Genomic DNA, 4,096 nt, shown 5'->3' on the forward strand with positions numbered 1-4,096 from the left:
AGCCGATCATCGTGCCGCCCGAGGCGCCCGAGGCGCCCGCCGCGCATGCCGGCGCTGGCGGTGGCGGTGGTGGCAATGGGGCGCATCCGCCGGCAGAGAAGCGTCCGGCCGCACCGGCGGGCGGCGCGGCCGGACACGAGAACAGTTCGATTCGCGTGGGCGTGGAAAAGGTCGATCAGCTCATCAACCTGGTGGGTGAGCTGGTGATTACGCAGGCCATGCTCGCGCAAACGGCGAGCAGCCTCGACCCGATGCTTCACGATCGCCTGTTCAACGGCATGGGCCAGCTCGAGCGCAATGCGCGCGATCTGCAAGAAGCCGTGATGTCCATCCGCATGATGCCGATGGATTACGTGTTCTCGCGCTTCCCGCGCCTGGTGCGCGACCTCGCGACCAAGCTGGGCAAGCAAATCGAACTCGTCACGTTCGGTCAGGCGACCGAGCTCGACAAGAGCCTGATCGAGCGCATCATCGATCCGCTCACGCACCTCGTGCGCAACAGCCTCGATCACGGCATTGAGACGACGGAGCTTCGCCTGGCCTCGGGCAAGGACCCGGTCGGTCAGCTCGTGCTGTCCGCGGCGCATCAGGGCGGCAACATCGTGATCGAAGTGAGCGACGACGGCGCGGGCCTGCGTCGCGAGAAGATTCTTGCGAAGGCCCAGCAGCAGGGGCTGCCGGTCTCGGACGCGATGTCCGACGAAGACGTATGGCAACTGATCTTCATGCCGGGCTTCTCCACCGCCGAGGCGATCACCGACGTGTCGGGCCGCGGCGTGGGCATGGACGTCGTCAAGCGCAACATCCAGCAGATGGGCGGGCACGTGGAGATTCTGTCCACGCGCGGCAAGGGCACCACGATCCGCATCGTGCTGCCGCTCACGCTCGCGATTCTCGACGGCATGTCCGTCAAGGTCGGACCGGAGATCTTCATTCTGCCGCTGAACTTCGTGATGGAGTCGCTACAGCCGCGTCGCGACGACATTCGCGCCGTGACCGGCGAAGGTCAGGTCGTGCTGGTGCGCGGCGAGTACCTGCCGCTCGTCGAGCTGTACCGCGCGTTCGACGTGCCGGAGGCGCGCGCCGATCCCACGCAGGGCATCATCGTGATCCTTCAGGCCGAAGGCCGCCGCTTTGCGCTGCTCGTCGACGAACTGGTCGGTCAGCAGCAAGTCGTGGTGAAGAATCTCGAAACCAATTACCGCCGTATTCACGGTATTTCCGCCGCCACCATCATGGGTGACGGCAGTGTGGCATTGATCGTCGACGTGGCGGCGCTTCAGCGCGGCCAGCGCTCGGCGGCCGCCACCATCTTCAACTGAAGTCGGAGACGCGTCAGATGGACAACCTTTCGCAAGAACATGCCGTGTCGCGCCAGGGCGGCGCCATGCAGACCGATGGCGACGGTCAGGAGTTTCTGGTCTTCACGCTCGGTGACGAGGAATACGGCATCGACATTCTGAAGGTGCAGGAGATTCGCGGCTACGACGCGGTCACGCGCATCGCCAATGCGCCGGACTTCATCAAGGGCGTGATCAATCTGCGCGGCATCATCGTGCCGATCGTGGACATGCGGATCAAATTCCGTCTGGGCCGCGTCGAGTACAACACGCAAACGGTCGTGATCATTCTGAACGTGGCGGGCCGCGTGGTCGGCATGGTGGTCGACGGGGTTTCCGACGTGCTCACGCTCGCCCGTGGCGAAATCAAGCCGGCGCCGGAATTCGGCGCGCAACTGGCCACCGAGTACATCACCGGACTGGGCACCGTCGAAGGCCGCATGCTGATCCTGATGGACATCGAGAAGCTCATGACCAGCAGCGACATGGCGCTCATCGAGCGTCTGGCGAGCTGAGACCCGGCGCGCCACCCGACACACCTGACACACCCGAGACCCCCCGACCTGTCATCCACGGAGACCGAGCACGTGCGCAATAACCAGCCCGTTACCCAGAATGAATTCGTCATCGGCGAGCATCAGTACCTGATCTCACGGACGGATCTGAAGGGGCGGATCACGTATGCCAATCCCGCCTTCGTGGAGGTGAGCGGCTATTCGCGTGAAGAACTGCTGGGCGCACCGCACAACATCGTTCGCCATCCGGACATGCCGCCGGAAGCGTTTGGCGATCTGTGGGAGACGGTCAAGCGCGGCGATACGTGGACCGGGCTGGTCAAGAACCGCCGCAAGAACGGCGATTTCTACTGGGTGCTCGCAACGGTAACGCCGACGCTGGAGAACGGCGCCGTGGTGGGCTTCACGTCGGTGCGCGTGCGTCCGGCGGCAGGCACGACGGCGCAGGCCGAGACGGTCTACGCGCGCTTTCGCAGCGGGCAGGCCGGCAACTTGCGCATTCGCGGTGGTCAGGTCGAGCGCGGCGGATTCGCGGCGGTGGCGCGCAAGATCCGTCTGGACACGCTGCGCGCGCGGCTGACCGGGATCATCGTGCTCGGTGCGACGCTGTTGGCCGTGGTTGGCGGTCTGGGGCTCTGGGGGATGTCGAGCAGCAACGGGAAACTGCTGCGCGTATATCAGCACGGCATGGTGCCGGTGAGTACGCTGGCGGTCATCGGACAGAAACTCGACCGCGACGTATTGCTCGTGGCCGAAGCCGTGGGCAGCCCGAACCTCGACGCGATGAAACGCGCGGGCGACGAGATCACGAGCAGCCTCGACGACATCAACCGCGAGTGGGCCGAATACATGGCGTCGGTCGACCCGGACACGCGCGCGCAAGCCGAGCGCTTCAACACGATTCGCCAGCGCTTTACGACCGACGGCCTGCAACAGACGGTCGAGATGCTCAAGGCCGGTTCGGCCGAAGGCGCCCAGCAGACGTATCTCGAAAAGGTGAAGCCGGCCTATGGCCCGATGCGTGACGAACTCAATGTACTCACGCGCCTTGAACTCACCCAGGCGACCGACCTGTATCAGCAATCGCAGAAAGCCCACACCTTCGTGCGTGCGGCCACCGTGATCGCGGTGATCGGCGGCATCATCCTCTTGTTCGTTCTCGGCAGCGTGCTGCGTCGCGCGATCAATCACCCATTGCGCGTGGCGCTCTCGATGTCGAAGCAGATCGCGGCGGGCGACTTGACCGTCAAGGCGGAAGGCACGGGGCGCGACGAAATCGGCCAGTTGCTCTTCGGCCTTACCGTCATGAAGAACAGCCTGCTGTCTATCGTTTCGGACGTGCGCGAAGGCATCGAATCGATCAACGTGGCCTCGCACGAAATTGCGGCGGGCAACACCGATCTGTCGGCGCGCACGGAGCAGCAGGCGGCCTCGCTGGAAGAGACGGCGTCGTCGATGGAGCAGCTCACGGCCACGGTCAAACAAAACGCCGACAACGCCAAGCAGGCGAGCGTGCTGGCCGTGAACGCCTCTGAGATCGCCGCCCGCGGCGGCCGCGTGGTCGGCAACGTGGTCGACACGATGCACGGGATTTCGTCGAGTTCGCACAAGATCGTCGACATCATCAGCGTGATCGAAGGCATCGCGTTCCAGACCAACATCCTGGCGTTGAACGCGGCGGTGGAAGCGGCACGCGCGGGCGAACAGGGCCGCGGCTTTGCCGTGGTGGCCGGCGAAGTGCGCACGCTGGCGCAGCGCAGCGCGGCGGCGGCCAAGGAAATCAAGGTGCTGATCGAAGACTCGGTCGGGCGCGTGGAGAGCGGCTCGACGCTGGTGGCGCAGGCCGGTCAGACGATGGAGGAAATCGTGCAGGCGGTGCAGCGCGTGACCGACATCATGGGCGAGATCTCGGCGGCATCGAGCGAACAATCGAGCGGCATCGAGCAGGTCAATCGCGCCGTGACGCAGATGGACGAAGTCACTCAGCAGAACGCGGCGCTCGTGGAAGAAGCCGCGGCGGCCGCCGGCTCGCTCGAAGATCAGGCGGGTCGCTTGCGCGACGCCGTGGCTGTGTTCCGTGTCGGCGACGCCTTCAAGGCAGCAGCGGCGCACAGCACCACCGCGCATCACAGCGCCTCCGCGCAAGGCCAGCCGGAGGCCGCTACGACGTCGGTCCCGGCGGTCCCGGCGGTCTCGGCGGTCTCGGCGGCCCGCGCGGCACCGGCACGGGCCAGCGCAGGC

The 4,096-nt window shown here is 65.5% G+C and carries 3 protein-coding genes; all 3 read left to right on the forward strand.

Translation table 11 applies throughout. The features are described from left to right. The coding region (locus tag PCE31107_RS23210) for a chemotaxis protein CheW (protein WP_174966764.1) at positions 1–1,322 on the forward strand (1,322 nt) is incomplete at its 5' end. A 17-nt stretch (positions 1,323–1,339) separates the two neighbouring features. Further along, positions 1,340–1,855, forward strand: coding sequence for a chemotaxis protein CheW (locus PCE31107_RS23215; protein WP_017231684.1), 516 nt, complete (start codon positions 1,340–1,342; stop codon positions 1,853–1,855). A 72-nt stretch (positions 1,856–1,927) separates the two neighbouring features. Then, a partial coding sequence (locus PCE31107_RS23835) for a methyl-accepting chemotaxis protein (RefSeq protein WP_150610794.1) occupies positions 1,928–4,096 on the forward strand: 2,169 nt, incomplete at its 3' end.

Origin of the sequence: Pandoraea cepalis, assembly GCF_902459625.1 — a bacterium.
GTDB classification, from domain to species: domain Bacteria; phylum Pseudomonadota; class Gammaproteobacteria; order Burkholderiales; family Burkholderiaceae; genus Pandoraea; species Pandoraea cepalis.